The sequence below is a fragment of the Lawsonella sp. genome (genome assembly GCF_011525565.1).
Taxonomy (GTDB): domain Bacteria; phylum Actinomycetota; class Actinomycetes; order Mycobacteriales; family Mycobacteriaceae; genus Lawsonella; species Lawsonella clevelandensis_A.
The window spans coordinates 55,776-74,664 of the sequence record NZ_WVRS01000007.1; the positions used below are offsets into that span (position 1 = coordinate 55,776).

Here is an 18,889-nt window from a genome sequence, read left to right on the forward strand (position 1 = left end):
CACTTACTCCTCCTCCGCCACGACGGGCTCCGCTTGGTGCGCAACCTTACTTCCTAATGATTTCACAAAGCACAAGGCAATAAGGAAGATCAGGAGGAATATCAACGTTGACAATGCCGACGCTGCGTTCACATGATCCTGCCGGATAGCGGCCACCACCAGCTGTGACAGTGTAGCTGTGGGAGAATCCGGGTTGGAGCCCACCATAATGTAGGGAAGGTCATACATGCGCAGGGCATCTAGCATACGGAAAAGAACCGCCACAATAATGCTGTTCTTCGCCAACGGCAAAGTGATGCGTGTAAACCGCTGCCAGGCGTTAGCCCCATCCATCCGGGCCGCCTCGTAAAGATCCTTGGGGATCATTTGCAGTCCCGCCAGAATGAGCAACGCCATAAACGGGGTTGTTTTCCACACGTCCGCCAAAATGATGGAGAAGCGGGCCGCCCACGGATCTGTTTGCCAGGCGACATGCGCATGGAAGATCGAGTTCACAATGCCCTGCTCGGAGAACAGGAATGCCCACAGTTTTGCGGTGATGGCAGTGGGGATAGCCCACGGAACAAGCACTGCGGCACGCAGCAGGCCACGGCCATGAAAATCCTTCGCCATAACGAGTGCCATACCGATACCGAGGATAGTTTCCAGCAGCACCGTCACCAGGGTGAAGAAAAGCGTGTTGCCGAAAGCGGGCCAGAAGTTATTAGCAAGCGTACCGGGTGGGCAGCCCACAGATCCGTGGCCAGTGGGACAAGACTGGGTGAGCCAGTAACCGTAGTTGCGGAAGCCCACAAAGCCACCCGGATAGAAGAAACCATCTTGCTGGTTAAGCACCGGATCCGATTTGAAGGAAAGGACAATACCGCTTATCAGCGGGTAAAGAATAATGACGCCGATAAGAACAAGGGCAGGCGTCAGAAGGAGCGCTACTTTGCCGCGGTGGGACGGGCGCTTGTGCTGTTTCTCGCTCATTAGTGTTCTGCCACCTCGATCGCACTCGTCATATCTTTCGTGGCTTGGACAACTGTTTTACGCCCGGAAAGCGCCGCATAAACATTATCCTGAATAGCCTTCGAGATAGCCGGATAGAAAGGACTTACCGGGCGCGGCACCGCATTCTCCAACGAAGTTTTAAGAATCGGTAGATACGGGTGCTCTTTAATGAGGTCCTTATCGTCATAGATGGAGGTAAGGACCGGCGGGAAAGAATTTTGTGCGAAACCGAGCTGATTCTCGCGGTTTTCCACAAAAGCAATGAAGTCCCGGGCCGTGGCCTTGTGCTCCGAATACACGTTAATGGCATTGTTGTAACCACCCAACGTGGAGGCACCTACCCCATCTTTACCCACCAGGGGCGCTACTGCGAACTTCCCCTTCACCTTAGAATCATCGGAGGTACCGGCGTTTTCGTACATGTAGGGCCAGTTGATGGCGAAGAGAGCCTCACCGTTGACGAAAGCCAGGTTTGTTTCTTCCTCGGTGAAGGACACAACACGCTTGGGGAACACCCCATCCTTATATGCATCAACCAGGGTCTGTATACCCTCGCGAGCAGGATCGGACGTGACTGTGGGGGTAAAACCATCCGCCCCCACAATTTGGCCACCCCACCCATTAATGAACATGGACGTGTTGACGGTGAGCCCCTCATACTGCTTCAACTGGCTCACAAGACAGTCCAGCTTATGCCGGGTAGCGATAGCACAATCCTGGGTGAGTTCCCGCCACGTATGCGGCGGATGCTTAATAAGATCACTGCGGTAGAAAAGAAGCTGCCCATTAGTGTTTTGGGGGGCAGCGTAAACAGTGCCCGCATAGGTGGCGGACTCCACGGTGGCGGGCAGAAGATGCGTCATATCAACAGCCATATCCCCCGTGAGGGGCTGCAACCACTGGTGGGCGGCAAAACTAGCAGTATCAATAACATCCAGGGCAATAACATCGAATTCCCCGGAGCGTGCCTGCAGCGACTGCACTAGCGTATCGCGCTGCGAATCGGCCTCACCAGCCAACTCATGCAAGGTGACGTTCTCGCTGGGATGGTCCTTATTCCAGCGGTCCACCACCGGCCGCAGGTTAGCAATGTCGTTTTTGCCCATGGCGAAGGTGATGGGTCCACGCTCGTGAATGTTTCGCTGGGCGGCGCGGGCAGCATCATCACCGGAGCCATGGGAACAGCCAGTGAGGGCGAGGACACCCGTAAGGAGGACGGCAAGAATGCCTCCCTTACTGTTTCTTCTGCTTCTTCCGTAGCTACTCATTCACTCGCCTCCTTATCCCAGAGGGTGACGCCCGACTCATCATCGGCAAAGAAGTACATATTCTCGGGGGAAACATCTACCCGCACCAATGCCCCGCGGGCAGGCGGGTTCTTCCAGTCCACTGCGGCGGTAATGCGCTGGTCAGAGATCTTGTCACCAGCCGCGTTAGCAAGGTGACCATGGGCGATAGCCTGCGAGCCGAGTTCCTCCACCAGATCCACCAGCATGTACAGGGAAGAGGTGCCGGCGGCAGCGCCAGCAGCGGCAACCTCAGTGCCGGCGGCAGTAGCACCTGCGCTACCAGGGGTAACCTCAACACCCTCCACCCGCTCAGGCCGGAAACCCACCTGCACAGAATCAGTAGGAACACCGGCGGGAAACTCACCTGGCAACGGCACAGCCGTCTCCCCCAACCAGGCGGCATTATCCCGCACAGAAGCAGACAGAATATTCATGGACGGGGACCCGATGAACCCGGCCACAAACGCGTTAGCGGGGTGGTCGAAAAGATTACGTGGAGTATCCACCTGCTGCAGTTTCCCGGCACAGAGAACAGCCACACGATCCCCCATCGTCATAGCCTCCACCTGGTCATGGGTGACATAAACGGTGGTGGTGCCCAGGCGGCGCTGCAGTTCCGCAATCTGGGCGCGGGTGCGGACACGCAGACGCGCATCCAGGTTAGAAAGAGGCTCGTCCATCAAGAAGACGCGGGGGGAACGAACAATAGCGCGCCCCATGGCGACGCGCTGCCGCTGGCCACCGGAGAGTGCCTTGGGTTTGCGGTCCAGATAGTCGGTGAGGTCGAGGAGTTCGGCGGCTTCCTCCACGCGACGCCGGATTTCTTTCTTATCCACTTTCGCCAGTTTGAGGGCAAAACCCATGTTGTCGGCGACAGTCATGTGCGGGTAGAGGGCATAGTTTTGGAACACCATGGCAATATCGCGGTCTTTGGGATCCATCATGGTGACGTCCTTGTCCCCAATGAGGATACTGCCGGAGTCGACGAATTCAAGGCCGGCCAGCATGCGCAACGTGGTGGATTTGCCACAGCCGGAGGGGCCGACGAGCACCAGGAATTCGCCGTCGTGAATATCCAGACAGAGGTTGTCGACGCTGGGTTTAGCAGCTCCAGGGTAGATACAGGTGGCGTGATCGAAGGTCACAGATGCCATGTGCCATAGTCCTCTCGTGGCGTCCTCTCGTGGCTGTGGCATGAACGTGATAGAACATGCACAGGCCCCAGGATAGTTATCTTTATTATCTCTACTAAGAAATTATTCACGCTAACCCCATGGCAATGAGTAGACTAAAAGAACCATGCGCAGCGCTAAATCACCTTTTATTCGGCAACCCATACGGGACATTGTGAACCAGTCCGGTACGGGAACGAACCGTAACGATGACGGCTCCGGCCCCACGCTCAGCAAGAGTATTTCCACGTTCGAGCTGGCCATGATGGGTGTGGGCAGCACTGTGGGCACCGGCATTTTTTACGTATTCACTGTCGCTGTCCCCGAGGCTGGCCCTTCCGTCATTCTCGCTTTCCTTATCGCTGCGGTTACCGCGGGTCTTACTGCTCTATGCTACGCGGAATTAGCCTCCTTTATCCCCACCTCCGGCTCCTCCTACACCTACACTTACGCCACCCTAGGTGAGCTAGTCGCCTACCTGGTGGGGTGGTGTCTACTGCTGGAGTATGCGGTATCCGGGGCAGCGGTAGCTGTCGGCTGGTCCGAATATTTAAACGATTTCCTGCAGCGCGTTTTCGGATGGCAACTACCCGCCTATCTCTCCGTAGCCCCCTGGAGTAACGGCTCCTTCACCGGATTCTCCATTAACCTGCCGGCAATAGTGCTGGTAGCAATCTGCTGTGGCCTCCTGATGGCGGGTACTCGCGAGTCTGCGCGCGCGAACGCCGTCATGGTTATTCTGAAAATTGCTGTCCTCTTCATGTTCGCTGTGGTGGCGTTCACCGGCTTCAAATCCGGCAACTATCACCCCTTCGCCCCCATGGGTATGGCGGGTGTGGGAACTGCCGCCGGGTCCATCTTCTTCAGCTTCATCGGCCTGGACGTTATCTCCACCGCCTCGGAGGAAGTGGAACACCCACACCGCACTATCCCCCGCGCCCTCATCATCGCCCTCATTGTGGTAACAGCTATCTACATGCTGGTGGCGGTAGCCGCAGTGGGCGCACAAGAACAAGGACTCTTCAAACACCAGAAAGCGGGCCTATCCCAGATCCTGGAGCATGTGACGGGGTCAGGTGTTTTCTCTGTTATTTTGTCGGCTGCTGCCGTCATCTCCATCTTCTCCATTACACTAATGACGATTTTTGGGCAGACCCGTATTCTTTTCGCCATGTCCCGCGACGGCATGATCCCCAAAGGCTTCGCCCGCATTCACCCCCGCACCCACACACCACTGATGAACACCGGCATCACCTGCGCAGTAGTAGCTGTACTGGCCGGCTTCCTCCCCCTGGAATACCTCTCCGACATGGTATCCATCGGCACACTAACCGCCTTCGCAGTGGTGAGCTTGGGTGTCATTATCCTGCGCCACACAAACCCCACAACGGAGCGCGGTTTCCGGGTGCCGCTCTACCCCGTCACCCCCATTATTTCGATTGCTGCCTGCCTCTACCTCATTAGCCAGCTACACCCCGTCACCTGGGCAACCCTGGCGGTCTGGCTACTGCTTGCCTGCATAACCTATGCCGCCTACGGGTATCGGCACTCTGCCCTGCGCAAGCGTCTCCTGGAGGAAGAATCCGCCGACGCCATTGCTACTACTACCGATAGTGCCAGCACCATTGCGGCTAGTACCGTCGCCGGCGACATTATTCCCCCAAACAGCCATGATGCAGATACTCATAGTACAGACGTTGCGCACAATACCGTGCAGAGCGCTAGCGGCAGCGGCAGTACTAATGGAGGCAGTGCTAGCGGGGACAGCGGGGACACCGATACTGACGATCAGTAGGGGCTATGGCAGACAGTAACGTCCGCATGGGCGAGTGCCGTCTGTGCCTCCATCTCTGTTTCGGGGCTAACAGAGGCAGAAAGATCCGCAAAAATAGTGGTGGTGAAGCCCGCACGTTGCGCGTCCAGGGCTGTCGCACACACGCAGTGGGAGAACGCTAAGCCCACAATCTCCACCTCGTCCACCCCGTGGCGGCGCAAAACATCAACCAGTGGTGTGCCGTCATCCGTCACACCCTCAAAACCGGAGTAACTGGCCGCGTACTGGCCTTTACGAACTGCAATCTGCGGAATATCGGGATGGGTAGTGCGCAGGGTCTCCAATGCGGACACAACATGCGAGTGCACTTCCGCATGGGGAGTGCCGGCAACACCATGAGGTGGCCACGTGTCCACAAAATCAGGATTGTCGCTAAAGTGCTCGCCTGGCTCTATGTGCCAGTCTTGGGTAGTGACAATAAGGCCATAGCGGGCGGCGTAGGAACGAAGAAAATCGGCAATGCGGTCCGCAACATCATTACCACCGGTGACGGGAAGTTCACCACCTTCGCAGAAGGTAGGTTGCATGTCAACAATGAGCAAAGCGCGCATTCACTAGCTCCTTCACAACTGGCGTCCTGTGACGTCCCCGATAGTGACGTCCCCTAATATTTCTTGGCACCCCTCGGTACCCCACGATCCCTACACTACGTCTCCATAATGTACAATAACCACCCGGGGCGTGCTGCCTGCCGGGTGGTTGTTGCGTAATCTGGGGAGAATTACAAGACTATGTGTTACTTATTGAACTTACTCTTGACGGAGTCGAGGAAGTCCTTGCCTTTGCTCTTGATTTCCTCTTTCGTCTGCTCATCTTCGAGCTTGTTCTTCAGTTCTTCGGCCTTACCCTTGAACTCGCCCGCTTTATCCTTGAGGTCTTCTTCGGCCTTGCCTTTGAACTGTTCGGCCTTGCCCTTAAATTCTTCTGCTTTGTTCTTGAACTCGTTAGCGTCGACCATTGTTCTTTTCCTTTCGGATATCACTAGCTCATGATGAACATGATTGTAAAAGGGAAATCTGTACTCCGCTGTGCTTTTCCACGAAATTACCTACCAGAGAACATATCCCCACCAGCCATGGCCTCCATTTATGCACGGTGACACGGCTTTTTAGCAGATAGAGACCATCCTCCTACACGCTCATAATTGCGAAACTTGCCACAGAAAAGGGAAACCGCAAAGTAGAAACTAGCTGGTGACGAACTAGGCTGAACTCATGCGTGAGTTCTACCGTTTCCAAGTGTGCTGGCACCCCACTACCGCAAATGCCACCTCCACCGTCACCATTACTGGTGCTACTACTGCAACAACGACGGATGGGGAAACACTCACTGTGGAGGGTACCCATCGCGAGGCCCTCGCTCTGGCATGTTCCCTGGCCGCTATTGGGCAAAGTACCGTGCAAACTATTGCTCCCGTCTACCCCACCGATAATCTGTCGGGCACACGGCGGCTCCTCCAAACTCTTCACGATAAGCTCAAAGCCCCCACGGCGAAGCCTGGTGACGCTACTGCCGCCGTCCAGGAACTCGGTGTTCTTGGGTTGGGCTCCAACCATTTTGCCCAGCCCGCTGTCCTCAAAGTTATTGCTGACGACCAATGCTCCGCCATTGTTGCCGGGGTGCATGATCCAGATGCCCTCACCACTAATATGGTCATTCTTGGCCCGGAAGCACACGATTCCCTCACTGGTATTACCCCGGACAGCATTGCCCTTAACATCATGCGGGAATTGAGCCTGCCGGTTGCTATTGCCCCCTTAGGATATCCCGGATCCCCCTCCGGTATTCGCCGTGTGACCTGCACTTTTGATGATTCTCCCGCCTCCCATGCGGCGCTACGTACCGCCACTACCCTGGCACAGGTTCTCGATGCGGAAGTACGGGTGGCAACGACCACTCCCCCACCGCTTAGTGACGCAGATACGATTACCCGCACTGTGCCGGTCATGGATCGCGTTCTTAACAAGGGATGCGGTTTAGTGACGAAATGGAGTGGCGCAGACACAATTTCCAGCCCGGAACCAGACTGGGCTATGCATAATAAGGAATCGTCCGCGGAGGCACGCTGGTTGCCGGAAGAACTTGTTGTCTTTGGACATATTCCCACAGGTGCCGATAGTGCAGCATGGGCAAAAGCGTGCTGCGCCTTTGGTATTCCCATAGTTCTTGTGCCAGAAGTGGCCCTTAGCGCAGAAAACTAGCGGCACACATTCACAACGATGAAAGAAATACGAAAGTAAGGTGTCCCAAAGCCACACCGGCAAACACGCTAACTCCTATGCTGGGGGTATGCGCATATTCACCAAGACGGATCCACACCGTCCACACGCCATCAAATGTGAAGCGCTAGGACTTAAATGGCTGGCTGAGGCCATGCCCCATGGTGGCGCTCCGGTTGTTCCGGTACTGGATTACCAACCGGGAATAATGACTCTCGTGGAAATACCCAATGGCCGCCCTACCCGCCACGCCGCCTACCAGTTTGGGCAAACATTGGCGGTTACGCACGCCGCCGGGGCCCCCAGTTTTGGGTGTCCGCCACCCGGTTGGGAGGGTGACGGTGTTATTGGCCGCATGGAATTACCACTACGCCAAACCTCCGAGGAGACACTAAACCGCACGTGGGGTGAGTTTTTTGCGGAGGATCGTATTCTCCCATGCCTGCCCGTTGCACGGAATAATAGGTCTCTTAGCGCTGATGACGTGTCCATCATCGAGGAAGTATGCAAGCGTCTTGCCGATGGACACTGGGATGCCCCACAGCCAGGGTTAGTGCATGGTCCGGTTGCCCGTATCCATGGAGATTTATGGAGTGGGAATGTGCTGTGGGCACGCCGTGAGGATATTCCGTGGACAAATCCCTTGCCGGATAACGTTACTGACCCCATCATAGGAGTACTCATTGATCCTGCAGCGCAAGGTGGGCATGCGGAAACAGATTTAGCGTTCCTGGAAGTGTTCGGGCAATCATTCCTGGAGGATATTTACGCGGGCTACAATTCCGTCTCCCCACTAGCAGACGGGTGGGAGGAACGCCGGTGCGTGCACCAACTCTATTTATTGGCACTTCACGCAGCTATTTTTGGTGGCTCCTACGGCCCAGAAACAATGTTCACAGCGCGACAATGCTTGCGGCTCTAGCATAATCAGCTCTAGCATAATCCGCGCCAGAGTAGCCTCTCCAAAGTAACTTCTTCCCCAATTCACACTTGCAGGAGAAGAAGTGAATGGAACGGGAGGGAATAAAACGGGAATAGCAACAGCTATTTTCCCGTTACACAAAATAGATCTCGCAGTGATCGCAGATTTCAGCACAGTGCAGATCTCAGCACAGTGTAGATCTCAATTCAGTGCAGGCCGCATTGATGGGAATTGAAGGGAAAGGATTATTCACAATGGCTCAGACTAAATTCACTGGCACTGTTGTTAACACTGTTGGGGGACTACCCCAGGTGGGTTCCGTTGCACCAGATTTCACGCTTACTGGGGCGGACCTCTCCGACGTAAAACTATCCGATTTCGCTGGTCGTAAACTTATTCTCAATATCTTCCCCTCACTTGATACTGACGTGTGCGCCGCCTCCGTCCGCAAGTTCAACGCGGAGGCCGCCAAACTCGACAACACCACAGTGTTGTGTGTTTCCGCCGATCTTCCCTTTGCCCAGCAACGCTTCTGCGTATCCAACGGCATTGAGAATGTTCAGAATGGTTCTTGTTTCCGCTCCAGCTTCGGCGACGACTACGGTGTGAAACTTGTTGATGGCCCGCTCGCAGGTCTCCTCACTCGTGCCGTCATCGTCATCTGCCCCAAGGGCAAAGTCCACTATGTTGAGCTTGTTGATGAGATCACCAACGAACCCAATTATGACGCTGCTATTGCGGCTGTTAAATCCTTCTAAGATACCCATATAGTGGTAGTGGAACATAGTTCCACAGAAGCCCCGCACACCAGGACTGCAAGTGTGCGGGGCTTCGTTTACCCTATATAAAGCTGTCTTGTCTTTCTGACTATCCTTATTTCACCGGAAGTGTAATAGTGCTGTTCGTGCATCCGGCAGGCTGTGGGTCTCCACTAAAGATTCCCACGATTTCTGCTAGCATCTGGTCAAAGACAAGGAAGTTAGGCATCATGTGAGTGAACATGGGAGCTACCCCCATAGCGGTATAGGGCACTGTGTAGAAGTGCACATTAGCGCCCGCCTTGCACCACGTATTCACGCCGCGCTTCACAGTGTCGTAGGGAACGACGGCATCATGCGGATTAGCATAGAGGACAACACGTGCTTTCGGGGTGGGAACAGAAGCGGCACGCTGGTCATCAAAAACTTTCACAACTTCTGGATATTTCTGCAGGAACTCGACGAGTGGTTTACCATCATGCGTCCATTTACCAGTGTCCTGGTAGGCATATCCGAAGAGGGTGTCGGCAACACAACTATTGGCGAGTTTCGCCAAATTCTTACGGCCGGATGTGTTGATATTTTCCTCTACAGCCTTTCTCACTTCTGGGTAAGTACCAGCGAAACCGTTAACACCGTACCCAATTAAGCCGGAGAGTGCGCCACCTTCTACCTTTTGGAGAGTGGGGATGAGGTCAATGGGTGGGGCGCCCGCATAAGACACTTTGAGATTGACATCAGGAGCGTAAGTAGGTTGCAGAGCAGCACCAACATAGGCGGCTCCACCTCCTTGGCTGAACCCCCAAATACCTACTGGCGTTGTCGCAGAAAGATGATTAAGTGAGCGAATGGCGCGGGCACCATCGAGCATGGCTCGCCCGGCTTCTATATTGTTCATGTAGGGCTGCACGTTATCGCCGTCAGCCATGCCGTTATAGTCCACAACAAAAACACTGAGGCCTTTGCCCAGAAGTTTCATAACGTTGAGGTTCTCATAATTAGTCACCATAGAGATGGCTTTATGAGACTGCCCTTGCCGCGAGTCTAGTCCACTGGTGAAGGCGAGGAAGCCACCGGGAGTTTTCGAGAAGGCGCACTGCTTACCTTGGCCGGATGTGCTTGTGCCATAGATAAGAAGAGGGCGTTCCCCTTTACCCACCCATGGAGAGGTAGGTTCCATGAGGGCACCGGTAGTGATGTACACCTTCCCATTGGAGAGAGTGGTTGTGTACATGACGCGTTTACCACGGATGGGGTAACGGGTGACGGGGCTTTCGAGGGGATAGAAGAAGGATCGGAACGACTGGGTTTTTACAACACGTCCCGGAACAGTGGGATAGTGCGCGGGAACGCTGTAGAAGCCGTCAAAATTGTTGGCATAGTTGAGGGCTGCCGATGTGGTGTCGAGGGAAATTGCGTTTGCTGGGGTGGACTTAATCCCCATAAAAGTAGCGGCAGTGAGTGCAGTAATAGAGATAGCTGCTATCACACCGCTCAGCCGTTTAGAACAAGTTGACATGTAGAAAACCTCCTTAAGGTCTTCTACTCAAACTATCGATATTTACTTTTCTTTAAGCTGTTATTTATGATGATACCCATCACTTCATCAGCATTTCTTCAGGAACACCACAGTTGGGAAACGCTATACGGAAGCACTACAGCATTCCCTAGGTGTCTCTAGTGTCCGTCGGGAAGCTGGTGGTAGAGTGCCTGCTCAATAGTGCGGTATTCGAAGTAGAAACCCTGGTTTGGGAGGGATAGGAGTTTGCGGGGTTGGGCGCGTTGATCCGCCATCGATAGTTGGCGTGCCCCTTGGTGGCCCACCATTGTGGAGGCAATGGCGGGAATGATGAGGGGTGTGGGGCGGTCGAGGGCTACCCCTAGCGCTTTTGTAAAGTGCGTGTTTGTGCAGGGTTCTGGGCTGGTGGCGTTAATGGGGCCGCTAATCTGCTCGCAGGTAAGCGCCGTAATGTAGATGCGGACAAGGTCGTCAATGTCGATCCAGGACATCCAGCGTTTCCCTACGCCGATCAGTCCACCGCCGCCCCATTTGAAAATGTCCACGAGGAGCGGCAGCACACCACCATCACGGGACAGCACAATGCCAGTACGGACATTGACAACGCGTTTACCGGCGGCGCGGGCGGGCTGGCAGGCACCTTCCCATTTTTGGACAACGTCGGCGAAGTAGTCGTCACCAGGAACGGAGGCTTCTGTGAGGACTTCCGCACCACGGTTGTCCCCGTAAACGCCGATGGCGCTGGCGCAAATGAATGTTGTTACAGTATCCGATTGGGCGGCAAGTTCGGCCAGTTTGTGGGTGGGGATAACGCGCGAGTCGCGGATACGGCGTTTCTTATCGGGTGTCCAGATACCTTCAGTATTTTCGCCAGCTAGGTGGATGACGGCCTGCACGCCGTCAAGGACAGCGGGGTTGGGGTTGGTGGGATTCCAGGTGCGGTCGTCCAGGCCGCGGGCATCGTCGCGGACGAGGCGGATAACGTGGTAGCCCTGTTTGTGGAGTTCCTCGCAGAGGGCTTTACCGACAAGTCCAGTGGAACCGGTGACGGCCACGGTGTGAATAGTGCGTGTATCGGAGTCTGTGGATCCCATGTTTTCAGGCTACCTGGAATGTGTGGAGGGTGGTCATTTTTGTGGTATAAATGGCAGCAGAAGTTTAGCCAAAATCGTAACGCGTCTTAAGGGCCGCAAATTCTGTATCCCAGCCAGGCCTATCGTAGCTGAGGGTGCGCCCGTCCGGTAGCACTTGGCGGGCTCCTTCAGCGCGGGCTTGCTGGAGACGATATGATCCCACCCCTTTACTGTGCAGCATGTCCACAATGATGGGAAGGTCGGTGACGGCGACCGAATCGGGGTACAGGGTGGTGCGGGCCTGTATGTCTATACCAGCATCGAGCAGCATGTCGAGGGCTTCCATGGCGTGACGGCTCCCCACAGTGCCAATACTGGCATGCGGGTTAGTGGCGATAATGTCGCCGTAGTGGGCGGGCGCGGCTTTAATGTCGAAGCCCACCCAGTCAATGAGGGGAATGAGGGGACGCAACAGTGTGGGGTAGGCGCCCATAGTGTGGAGACCTACCTGGAACCCCATGTTGCGGACGCGAGCCATGGCGTCGGCTAGGCCTCGTTGCCGGGTGGGTTCTCCCCCCGTAAAAACAACACCGTCGAGGAGACCGCGGCGACGTTGGAGGAATTTTTCTACTTCTGCCCATTCCATAATTCCGGGTGTGCGGCAGTCGATAAGGTCCGGGTTGTGGCAGTAGAGACAGTTCCAGGGGCAGCCTTGGAGGAAGACGGTGGCGGCCATGTGTCCGGGCCAGTCGACAGTGGAGAGGCGCACGAGGCCAGCGATGGTGAGGTCATCTGCGGTAGCCATAGCGGCTGCTATCCGCGCGGGTCGAGGAGACCGGAGCCGGCCGGTACCCCAGCCGGGTCTGCTCCCTTTTCCAGAATGTGATTCTGCTTGTCGACGAAGATCACTTTGGGCTGGTAGGTGTGGGCTTCCGCGTCATCCATAAGGCCGTAACCGATGAGGATAACGAGGTCGCCGGGGTGAATGAGGTGGGCGGCGGCACCGTTGATGGAGATAATGCCGGAGCCGCGCTCCCCCGCAATGCAGTAGGTGGAGAGGCGGTTGCCGTTATCGACATCAACAATGTCTACTTTTTCGCCTTCCAGCAAGTCGGCGGCTTCCATGAGGGCAATGTCAATGGTGCAGGAGCCTACATAGTGGAGGTCTGCCTGTGTGACGGTGGCTCTATGGATTTTGGATTTCAGCATGGTGCGAAACATGGTGTGACGTCCTTAGTAGTCCCAGGGCTGGAGCATCAGTCCCATATTGTCAATAAGTCGAGTAGTGCCAACACGCGCCGCCAGGAGCAGGCGGGCCGGCAGTGAGTTATCGGAGTAGTCGTTGAGTTTCCGCAGTCCCGCGTCCCGCAGTTCTACGTAGTCAACCTCAATTTCCGGGTAGCGGGCAAGGTAGTCGCGGGTGACGGTGACGACCTCGCGGGGGGTGGCACCTTTATCGGCGGCGTCTTTGCCGGCGCGGAGGCTGGCGGAGAGTTGCTCGGCCAGGGTGCGTTCCGTATCGCTTAGGTAGCGGTTGCGGGAGCTAAGGGCGAGGCCGGATTTTTCGCGGCGGATAGCGACAGGGTGAAGGGTAACAGGAATGTTGAGATCCTTCACCATCTGCTTCAACAGGGTGAGCTGCTGGTAGTCCTTCTCCCCGAAGAAAGCATGATCGGCGCGGGAGATGCCGAAGAGTTTAGCGCACACGGTGAGGGCACCGGCGAAGTGGCCGGGGCGGGTAGCACCCTCCATTTCAGTGGAGAGGGGTCCGGGGTTGACGGTGGTGCGGAAGCCATCCGGGTACATGTCTTGCGGGGTGGGGGCGAAGGCTGCGTAAACACCTTCGGAGGCAAGGAGGTCAAGATCCTCGGGGAGGGTGCGCGGGTAGGAGTCGAGGTCCTCGTTGGGCCCGAACTGGAGGGGGTTGACAAAGATACTGACGATAACGGCGGCGTTGGGAATCTGTTTTGCGGCGCGGACAAGCTGCATGTGTCCATCGTGGAGGGCCCCCATGGTGGGGACGAGGGCGACGGGTCGTCCGTCAGCATGAAGTTTTTCGGCGAGGGCGGTGAGGTCGGCGGGTGTGGTACATACTTGCAGGGACGTATTCTCACTAGTCACTCTTTAATTATGGGCTTTTTCCTGCGGAAAACCAATTAGAAAAGAGTAGCGAGCTGGTCCAGAATGCGCATCGCTACGCCCCGTTTCGACATGCGCGGAATTTCCTTTACTGTGACACTGTCTGTGCTTTTTCCTGCGCTATTCTCTGTACCTTTTTCTGTGCCGCCGCGCCCCAGCAGCCAACCGGCGTTGGTGGGCTGCCCGAATGTTGTGTGGAACCCTACTTCATTCACCATGAGCAGGTCGCAGCCTTTGCGGGCGAATTTTTCGCGCCCTAACTGCAGCACTGTGTGGGTGGCGTCGCCGGTTTCTGCCGCGAATCCGACGGTGACCAGATTGGGGTGACTGCGGGTGAGGCTGGCCAGAATATCCGGGTTGCGGGTGAGGGCAATGCTATCGGGTTCGCTGTCTGTGCCCTTTTTCAATTTGGTGGTGGCAGTGTCGGTGGGGCGGAAGTCTGCTACGGCGGCGGCCATAATGACCGCGTCAACGGGTTCCGTCTCTACAAGGGTGGTGAGTTTATCCTGCAGGTCGAGGGCGCTGGTGACGGTCTCTACCTGGACGCCGGCTGGCAGGTAGGGCAGGTCATGGGCGCCGAGGAGGAGGGTGACGTGGGCGCCGCGTTGAGCAGCGCAGGCGGCGAGGGCGGCGCCTTGTTGGCCGGAGGATCTGTTCCCAATGTAGCGGACGGGGTCGATGGCCTCCCGCGTACCACCAGCAGTGATGATGATGTGGCGCCCAACCAGATCACGGGGCATAAGCTCACGAGGCATAAGATCGGCGCGCGCAGCGGCCCGGCTGCGCTCTCCTACCTGACTGCGTTCTTTGGCCTGGCCATGCCCTTCTGCCGGGCTGTGCTGACTGCGCTGACTGTACTCTTCAGCCAGCTTTTGTTCTTCAAGGAGCGAGTAGGCCATGTCCACAATGTCGGCGGGTTCGGGGAGTCGCCCGGCGCCAGAGTCTGGCCCGGTGAGGCGCCCCACGGCGGGTTCCATGACGGTGTAGCCATGCTCGCGGAGAGTATCAACGTTGCGTTGGACCAGGCTGTTTTCCCACATTTGGGTGTGCATGGCGGGGGCCAGGAGGATGGGGCAGGTGGCCATGAGGAGGGTGGTGGTGAGCATGTCGCTGGCGGCGCCGGCGGCGATGCGGGAGAGGAAATCCGCGGTGGTGGGGACAACAACAACAAGGTCTGCTTGGGAGCCGACCGTGACGTGCCGTACTTGCGGTATGTCGGTGAAAACACTGCTAGTGACGGGTTGCCCGGTGAGGGCTTCGAGGGTGGCGGTGCCAATGAATTGGGCGGCGGCAGGGGTGGGGATGGCGGTGACGGTGTGGCCGGCTTTGGTGAACTCACGAATGACCATGCAGGCTTTGTAGGCGGCTATTCCTCCACCTACGCCGACGACAATATTTTTGTGCCCACCGGAGTGCGCGTCGGAGTGTGCCTCGGTGTATGTCTCGGAGTGTGCGTCAGGGTGCGTGTCAGAGCTTGTGCCGGGGTTTGCACTGGGGTTTGCGCCGGGGTTGGTGTGCGACATGTTCTGTCCTGCTGCTGCCATGTACCTATTCTATGCGGATACGTGCGCAGGGGTTGAGAATGTGTTGTTGCCCCATTTTAACTGGCCTTTTTGGGGAAAGGTGGCAGACTTGTAAGCATGCAAACTCGCGTTTCTACACTTGCTCAATGGAAGCAGGAGGGCCACAAGTGGGCCATGTTGACTGCTTACGACTATTCCACTGCCCGTGCTTTTGCGGAGGCTGAGATTCCCGTCCTGCTGGTGGGGGATTCTGCCGCGAATGTGGTGTACGGCTATGACACCACTACGCAGGTGAGCCTGGATGAGATGATTTTCTTGACGCGGAGTGTGGTGCGGGGTGCCCCGCAGGCGCTTGTGGTGGCTGATCTGCCGTTTGGCACTTATGAGGCCTCTGACGAGCAGGCCATTATGACATCGTCTCGGGTAATGCGTGAATCGGGTGCCCAGATGGTGAAGCTGGAGGGCGGTGTGCGCATGGCTGACCGAATCCGCGCTTTGGTGAAGGCGGGTATTCCGGTGATGGCTCATATTGGTTTCACCCCCCAGTCTGTTCATAAACTGGGCGGTTTTAAGGTGCAGGGCCGTGGTGATAGTGCGCAGCAGCTTATAGAAGATGCTCTAGCTGTGCAGGAGGCGGGGGCCAGTGCGGTTGTGCTGGAGATGGTACCGCGGGATCTGGCGAAAGAGGTTACCGAGAAGCTGGATATTCCGACGGTCGGTATTGGTGCCGGCCCGGATACCGATGCGCAAGTGCTGGTGTGGTACGACGCTATGGCGGTGCCGCAAGATGGCCGCCGCCCCCGTTTCGTGAAGGTGTTTGCTGAGGTGGGCGAGGCTATGACGGAGGCTGCCCGCACCTACCGCCAGGAGGTGGAGGCGGGGCAGTTCCCGTCAGATGAGCACTGCTTCTAATGAGCTCTGCTTCTCACAAGCACCGTGGCTAGCAACCGCTGTGCTTAGCGGTCGTTGGCGGTGGCCATGCGGTCGCCGGACATGGAGGGGACGGCGCGGGGTGCGGCCACGCTGGATTCCAGGGCAACGCCTTCCCGGAAGCTCTTGCGTTCCTTCTGCTCGGACTGCTTGCCCTTGTTGAAGGATTTGACGGGGCGGAAGTAGCCCATGACACGGGTCCATACTTCGCACTCCACCGGCTCCCATTCGGCTTCCAGCTGCTCGGCGGTCTTCTTCACTGGTTTGCCGGCGGCTTCGGCGGCGCGGGCAGCGGCCACTTCGGCGTCGTGGTCGGCTTGGCACTTGGGGCAGTACTGGTGTTCGCCGGAGATGTAGCCGTATTTGGGGCTGATGGAGAAGGTGGGGGTGATGGTGATGTAGGGGATGTGGAAGGCGGTGAGGCTGCGCCGAACGAGTTCGCGGCAGGTCTTGGCGTCGCTTACTCGTTCACCCATGTAGAGGTGGAGGACGGTGCCGCCGGTGTACATGGACTGCAGGTCTTCCTGCTGTTCGAGGGCTTCGAAGGGGTCATCGGTGTAGCCGACGGGCAGCATGGAGGAGTTCGTGTAGTAGGGGGCGTCCTCGAATCCGGCCTGGATGATGTCGGGGAAGCGTTTCTTGTCCTCGCGGGCGAAGCGGTAGCAGGCGCCTTCGGCGGGGGTGGCTTCCAGGTTGTAGAGGTGGCCTGTTTCTTCCTGGAAGTCGACGAGGCGGGTGCGCACGTGGTCGAGGAGTTGGACGGCCATTTCGTGGCCGACGACGGTGGAGATGTCTTCTGTGTCGTCGGTGAAGTTGCGCACCATTTCGTTGACGCCGTTTACGCCGATGGTGGAGAAGTGGTTGTCGAGGCTGGCTAGGTACCGTTTGGTGTAGGGGTAGAGGCCGCGGTCGATGAGTTCGTCCACTTTGACGCGTTTCCGCTCGAGGGTGTCTTTGCCGAGTTCCATGAGTTCGTCGACGCGGGCGAGGAGGCCTTTCCAGTCGCCTTTGTGCTGGTAGCCGAGGCGGGCACAGTTGAGGGTGACGACGCCGATGGAGCCGGTTTGTTCGGCGGATCCGAAGAGTCCGTTGCCGCGTTTCAGTAGTTCGCGGAGGTCGAGTTGGAGGCGGCAGCACATGGAGCGGATCATGCCGGGGTCCAGGTCGGAGTTGATGAAGTTCTGGAAGTAGGGCAGGCCGTATTTGGCGGTCATTTCAAACAGTGGCTCAACGATGGGGGCTTCCCAGTCGAAGTTTTTGCCAATGTTGTAGGTGGGGATGGGGAAGGTGAAGACGCGGCCGTCGGCGTCGCCCTCCGTCATGACCTCAATGAAGGCCCGGTTGATGAGGGTCATTTCGTCCTGTAGGTCCCCGTAGGTGAAGTCGACGGGTTCGCCGCCGATGAAGGGTACTTGTGGGGCGAGGTCGGCGGGGCATTGGAGGTCGAAGGTGAGGTTGGTGAAGGGGGTTTGGGTGCCCCAGCGGCTGGGGACGTTGAGGTTGAAGATGAGTTCCTGCATCTGCTGTTTGACGTCCTCATAGGTGAGGTTGTCGAGGCGGACGAAGGGGGCCATGTAGGTGTCGAAGGAGCTGAAGGCTTGTGCGCCGGCCCACTCGTTTTGGAGGGTGCCGAGGAAGTTGACGATCTGCCCGCAGGCGGTGGAGAAGTGCTTGGGTGGGAGGGAGGCGACGGTGCCGGGGACGCCGTTGAAGCCTTCTTCCAGGAGTTGGCGGAGGGACCAGCCGGCGCAGTAGCCGGCGAGCATGTCGAGGTCGTGGATGTGGATGGAGCCGTCGCGGTGGGCTTCTCCGGCGGCGGGGCTGTAGACGTTACTGAGCCAGTAGTTGGCGACGACCTTGCCGGAGGTGTTGAGCATCATGCCGCCCAGGGAGTAGTCCTGGTTTGCGTTGGCATTAACACGCCAGTCGCTGCGGTCGAGGTATTCATCAACAGTGGAGGTGACGTCGACGATGGGCCTGGGGGGTGGAATCAGTGTTCGCCATGACGGTTCCTTAGCGTCCTTCCGAGACAGTATTTTCTTTATGCTTCTCTTCGTATCCAACGATGTGTAGCCATTACTTAGTGTTACCTAACTAATGATGCGCTAGCGGTTTTAAACTTACTCGAAAGGTGTGTCGTTTTTTGCACTATATAGGGTTTTAAAAATTTTTTTACCACTACATATAGTGTCTTACGGGGCATAGTCGCAGGTTTTCATAAACATCAATGACAGCCATTGTGGTGATACAGATCACAATTACATTTTTGTCATTGGTGTGTCGGAAAAAAGACTCTGGATATACATTTCTGCATTGTCCTTTACTATGTTCTTGACAGGAAAGGACGCCCCGCATGTCTTGTAGCTCTCGGTCTTGTAACCCCCGGTCTTTTATTCTCCGGCACACGCGAACCCTTACGTTTCTCACCGCCATCATCACGGCAGTAAGTCTTACAACAGCTACAGCACCGTCAAGTTTTGCGGCAACGACCACGGCCAATTCTCACTCAGTCGGCTCT

At 56.7% G+C, this 18,889-nt stretch carries 17 protein-coding genes; 5 read left to right on the forward strand and 12 right to left on the reverse strand.

Annotated elements, in window-relative coordinates; genetic code table 11:
* Positions 1 to 3: 3 nt before the first annotated feature.
* From QZV76_RS04870 to ugpC, 3 genes are read right to left on the reverse strand one after another with little or no spacing between them, the layout of a single operon-like run.
* Complete coding sequence (locus tag QZV76_RS04870) at positions 4 to 972, reverse strand: sugar ABC transporter permease (RefSeq protein ID WP_290598722.1); 969 nt, start codon at positions 970 to 972, stop codon at positions 4 to 6.
* A complete protein-coding gene (locus QZV76_RS04875; protein ID WP_290598723.1) occupies positions 972 to 2,261 on the reverse strand; it encodes an ABC transporter substrate-binding protein in 1,290 nt (429 codons plus the stop codon). The genes QZV76_RS04870 and QZV76_RS04875 overlap by 1 nt, the downstream gene beginning before the upstream one ends.
* Positions 2,258 to 3,436, reverse strand: coding sequence for a sn-glycerol-3-phosphate ABC transporter ATP-binding protein UgpC (ugpC, locus tag QZV76_RS04880; RefSeq protein WP_290598725.1), 1,179 nt, complete (start codon positions 3,434 to 3,436; stop codon positions 2,258 to 2,260). The genes QZV76_RS04875 and ugpC overlap by 4 nt, the downstream gene beginning before the upstream one ends.
* 145 nt (positions 3,437 to 3,581) lie before the next feature.
* Between ugpC and QZV76_RS04885 the strand changes: the two genes are divergently transcribed.
* Entirely contained in the window at positions 3,582 to 5,249 is a 1,668-nt protein-coding gene (locus QZV76_RS04885; RefSeq protein WP_290598727.1) for an amino acid permease, read from the forward strand.
* On the opposite strand, the gene QZV76_RS04890 is transcribed toward QZV76_RS04885, so the two are convergent.
* Positions 5,243 to 5,839: an isochorismatase family protein gene (locus QZV76_RS04890; protein ID WP_290598728.1), complete on the reverse strand. Its 597-nt coding sequence runs from the start codon at positions 5,837 to 5,839 to the stop codon at positions 5,243 to 5,245. The two genes, QZV76_RS04885 and QZV76_RS04890, sit on opposite strands and share 7 nt — an antisense overlap.
* Before the next feature lie 185 nt (positions 5,840 to 6,024).
* Positions 6,025 to 6,246 carry a hypothetical protein gene (locus QZV76_RS04895; protein WP_290598729.1) on the reverse strand — a complete coding sequence of 74 codons (222 nt, stop codon included), beginning with the start codon at positions 6,244 to 6,246 and terminating at the stop codon, positions 6,025 to 6,027.
* Between the two features lie 256 nt (positions 6,247 to 6,502).
* Between QZV76_RS04895 and QZV76_RS04900 the strand changes: the two genes are divergently transcribed.
* From QZV76_RS04900 to tpx, 3 genes are all read left to right on the forward strand, one after another.
* Positions 6,503 to 7,489, forward strand: coding sequence for a hypothetical protein (locus QZV76_RS04900; protein ID WP_290598730.1), 987 nt, complete (start codon positions 6,503 to 6,505; stop codon positions 7,487 to 7,489).
* A gap of 88 nt (positions 7,490 to 7,577) precedes the next feature.
* Positions 7,578 to 8,429, forward strand: coding sequence for a fructosamine kinase family protein (locus tag QZV76_RS04905; protein WP_290598731.1), 852 nt, complete (start codon positions 7,578 to 7,580; stop codon positions 8,427 to 8,429).
* Positions 8,430 to 8,683: 254 nt separating this feature from the next.
* On the forward strand, positions 8,684 to 9,187 hold the full coding sequence (gene tpx / locus QZV76_RS04910) for a thiol peroxidase (protein ID WP_290598733.1): 504 nt from the start codon (positions 8,684 to 8,686) through the stop codon (positions 9,185 to 9,187).
* Between the two features lie 115 nt (positions 9,188 to 9,302).
* Here tpx and QZV76_RS04915 read toward each other — a convergent pair whose 3' ends face one another.
* From QZV76_RS04915 to QZV76_RS04940, 6 genes are all read right to left on the reverse strand, one after another.
* A complete protein-coding gene (locus QZV76_RS04915) occupies positions 9,303 to 10,706 on the reverse strand; it encodes a lipase family protein (protein WP_290598735.1) in 1,404 nt (467 codons plus the stop codon).
* A gap of 158 nt (positions 10,707 to 10,864) precedes the next feature.
* A complete protein-coding gene (locus QZV76_RS04920) occupies positions 10,865 to 11,800 on the reverse strand; it encodes a TIGR01777 family oxidoreductase (protein ID WP_290598737.1) in 936 nt (311 codons plus the stop codon).
* A gap of 64 nt (positions 11,801 to 11,864) precedes the next feature.
* A complete protein-coding gene (locus QZV76_RS04925; RefSeq protein ID WP_290598738.1) occupies positions 11,865 to 12,584 on the reverse strand; it encodes an anaerobic ribonucleoside-triphosphate reductase activating protein in 720 nt (239 codons plus the stop codon).
* Between the two features lie 8 nt (positions 12,585 to 12,592).
* The gene (panD, locus tag QZV76_RS04930; protein WP_290598739.1) at positions 12,593 to 13,000 is read right to left on the reverse strand and encodes an aspartate 1-decarboxylase; all 408 of its coding nucleotides are present in this window, start codon (positions 12,998 to 13,000) and stop codon (positions 12,593 to 12,595) included.
* A 12-nt stretch (positions 13,001 to 13,012) separates the two neighbouring features.
* On the reverse strand, positions 13,013 to 13,900 hold the full coding sequence (gene panC, locus QZV76_RS04935; RefSeq protein ID WP_366664344.1) for a pantoate--beta-alanine ligase: 888 nt from the start codon (positions 13,898 to 13,900) through the stop codon (positions 13,013 to 13,015).
* Between the two features lie 35 nt (positions 13,901 to 13,935).
* Entirely contained in the window at positions 13,936 to 15,462 is a 1,527-nt protein-coding gene (locus QZV76_RS04940; RefSeq protein WP_290598741.1) for a bifunctional phosphopantothenoylcysteine decarboxylase/phosphopantothenate synthase, read from the reverse strand.
* Positions 15,463 to 15,558: 96 nt separating this feature from the next.
* Here QZV76_RS04940 and panB point away from each other — a divergent pair, with 96 nt between their 5' ends.
* Positions 15,559 to 16,353, forward strand: coding sequence for a 3-methyl-2-oxobutanoate hydroxymethyltransferase (panB, locus tag QZV76_RS04945; protein ID WP_290598743.1), 795 nt, complete (start codon positions 15,559 to 15,561; stop codon positions 16,351 to 16,353).
* A 44-nt stretch (positions 16,354 to 16,397) separates the two neighbouring features.
* On the opposite strand, the gene QZV76_RS04950 is transcribed toward panB, so the two are convergent.
* Positions 16,398 to 18,365 (reverse strand): ribonucleoside triphosphate reductase, encoded by a 1,968-nt coding sequence (locus QZV76_RS04950; protein WP_366664345.1) that lies wholly within the window; start codon positions 18,363 to 18,365, stop codon positions 16,398 to 16,400.
* Positions 18,366 to 18,889 lie beyond the last annotated feature (524 nt).

What these genes read in the sequence shown, in the direction of transcription:
- QZV76_RS04870 (WP_290598722.1), bottom strand. Translation starts at nt 972, where the DNA reads ATGAGCGAGAAACAGCACAAGCGCCCGTCCCACCGCGGCAAAGTAGCG.
- QZV76_RS04875 (WP_290598723.1), bottom strand. Translation starts at nt 2,261, where the DNA reads ATGAGTAGCTACGGAAGAAGCAGAAGAAACAGTAAGGGAGGCATTCTT.
- ugpC (WP_290598725.1), bottom strand. Translation starts at nt 3,436, where the DNA reads ATGGCATCTGTGACCTTCGATCACGCCACCTGTATCTACCCTGGAGCT.
- QZV76_RS04885 (WP_290598727.1), top strand. Translation starts at nt 3,582, where the DNA reads ATGCGCAGCGCTAAATCACCTTTTATTCGGCAACCCATACGGGACATT.
- QZV76_RS04890 (WP_290598728.1), bottom strand. Translation starts at nt 5,839, where the DNA reads ATGCGCGCTTTGCTCATTGTTGACATGCAACCTACCTTCTGCGAAGGT.
- QZV76_RS04895 (WP_290598729.1), bottom strand. Translation starts at nt 6,246, where the DNA reads ATGGTCGACGCTAACGAGTTCAAGAACAAAGCAGAAGAATTTAAGGGC.
- QZV76_RS04900 (WP_290598730.1), top strand. Translation starts at nt 6,503, where the DNA reads ATGCGTGAGTTCTACCGTTTCCAAGTGTGCTGGCACCCCACTACCGCA.
- QZV76_RS04905 (WP_290598731.1), top strand. Translation starts at nt 7,578, where the DNA reads ATGCGCATATTCACCAAGACGGATCCACACCGTCCACACGCCATCAAA.
- tpx (WP_290598733.1), top strand. Translation starts at nt 8,684, where the DNA reads ATGGCTCAGACTAAATTCACTGGCACTGTTGTTAACACTGTTGGGGGA.
- QZV76_RS04915 (WP_290598735.1), bottom strand. Translation starts at nt 10,706, where the DNA reads ATGTCAACTTGTTCTAAACGGCTGAGCGGTGTGATAGCAGCTATCTCT.
- QZV76_RS04920 (WP_290598737.1), bottom strand. Translation starts at nt 11,800, where the DNA reads ATGGGATCCACAGACTCCGATACACGCACTATTCACACCGTGGCCGTC.
- QZV76_RS04925 (WP_290598738.1), bottom strand. Translation starts at nt 12,584, where the DNA reads ATGGCTACCGCAGATGACCTCACCATCGCTGGCCTCGTGCGCCTCTCC.
- panD (WP_290598739.1), bottom strand. Translation starts at nt 13,000, where the DNA reads ATGTTTCGCACCATGCTGAAATCCAAAATCCATAGAGCCACCGTCACA.
- QZV76_RS04940 (WP_290598741.1), bottom strand. Translation starts at nt 15,462, where the DNA reads ATGGCAGCAGCAGGACAGAACATGTCGCACACCAACCCCGGCGCAAAC.
- panB (WP_290598743.1), top strand. Translation starts at nt 15,559, where the DNA reads ATGCAAACTCGCGTTTCTACACTTGCTCAATGGAAGCAGGAGGGCCAC.